At 64.5% G+C, this 1,557-nt stretch carries 1 protein-coding gene and 1 pseudogene; one reads left to right on the top strand and one right to left on the bottom strand.

Annotated elements, in window-relative coordinates; all coding sequences use genetic code 11:
- Positions 1-1,248 (top strand): Zn-dependent hydrolase (locus AC07X4_RS23930; RefSeq protein ID WP_494741541.1); only part of this gene is annotated, 1,248 nt, incomplete at its 5' end.
- A gap of 78 nt (positions 1,249-1,326) precedes the next feature.
- Here the strand turns inward: AC07X4_RS23930 and AC07X4_RS23925 are convergent.
- Positions 1,327-1,557 (bottom strand): annotated as a pseudogene (locus tag AC07X4_RS23925) (cytidyltransferase); the annotation flags it as partial.

The following is a 1,557-nucleotide window of genomic DNA, read 5'->3' as shown; positions in this document are numbered from 1 at the left end:
AAAGTCAAACCCGACATCGAGAACCTGCGCATCAACGGCGAGCGCCTGTGGGCATCGCTGATGGAGTTGGCGCAGATCGGCGCCACCCCCAAGGGCGGCGTGTGCCGCCTCGCCCTCACCGACCTGGACAAACACGGCCGCGACCTCGTCACCCGCTGGGCGCGCGAAGCAGGCATGACCGTCACCATCGACAAGATCGGCAACGGCTTCATGCGCCGCCCGGGCCGCAACAACAGCCTGCCACCCATCATGACCGGCAGCCACATCGACACCCAGCCCACCGGCGGCAAGTTCGACGGCAACTACGGCGTGCTCGCCGGCATCGAAGTCGTGCGCACCCTGAACGACCACGGCATCGAAACCGAAGCCCCCATCGAAGTCGCGTTCTGGACCAACGAAGAAGGATCGCGTTTCGTGCCCGTGATGATGGGCTCGGGCGTGTTTGCCAAAGCCTTCACGCTGGAGCACGCCTACGCCGCCACCGACACCGAAGGCAAGACGGTGAAGGGCGAACTCGAGCGCATCGGCTACATCGGAGACCAGGAGCCCGGCGACCACCCCATCGGCGCCTATTTTGAAACCCACATCGAACAAGGCCCCGTGCTGGAAGACAACGACAAGACCATCGGCGTGGTCAGCGGCGTGCTGGGCATCCGCTGGTTTGACTGCACCGTCACCGGCATGGAAGCCCACGCAGGCCCCACCCCCATGGCCCTGCGCAAGGACGCGATGCTGGCCGCCACGCGCATCATGCAAGACGTAGTCGCCGCCGCCCACCGCCACCCGCCGCACGGGCGCGGTACCGTGGGCATGGTGCAAGTCTTCCCCAACAGCCGCAACGTCATCCCCGGCCGGGTCAAGTTCAGCATCGACCTGCGCAACAGCACCGACACGCTGGTGGACGCCATGGCCGCCGAGGTCAAGGCCTTTGCCGACCAGGTGGCCCAAGAACACGGTGTGCAGGTCCACATTGAAATGGTGTCCAGCTACCCCGCACAGCTCTTCCAGCCCGAATGCGTGCAGGCCGTGGGCCGCGCCGCCGCCAAGCTGGGCTACAGCCACATGCCTGCCGTCTCCGGCGCGGGGCACGATGCCGTCTACATGGCCAAGCTCGCGCCCAGCGGCATGATCTTCATCCCCTGCAAGGACGGCATCAGTCACAACGAGATCGAGGATGCGAAACCCGAGCACATCGAGGCCGGGTGCAACGTGCTGCTGCACGCCATGCTGGAGCGGGCTGGTACCTAGTGCTATACAAAATATAGCGGCAGATGCATGATTCCGTAGCGCTTGAGCCCGTTTGGATGCAAAAACGGGTGGAACGGATCAGTCCAGCTTCGTCAGACCCAGAAAGTGGTCCAGCATGTGGAAGTGGTCTTCAAAGAACTCCTCTTCCAGGCCTGCCAGCTGGTCGATGCGGGTCCACTGCACCAGCGCTGCATCGTCATCGGCCTGCACCACCGGGAAGGGCGCATCGCCCAGGTCAAAGTAGTGTGCATGCGTGATGGTGCGACCGCGCTGGCTGCGGTCGGGGTGGTCGAACACGGCCACTGACTG

Source organism: Acidovorax sp. GW460-11-11-14-LB4 (assembly GCF_059423685.1).
Note: the sequence above shows the minus strand (reverse complement) of the source record. Positions and strands in the feature narration are given on the sequence as shown.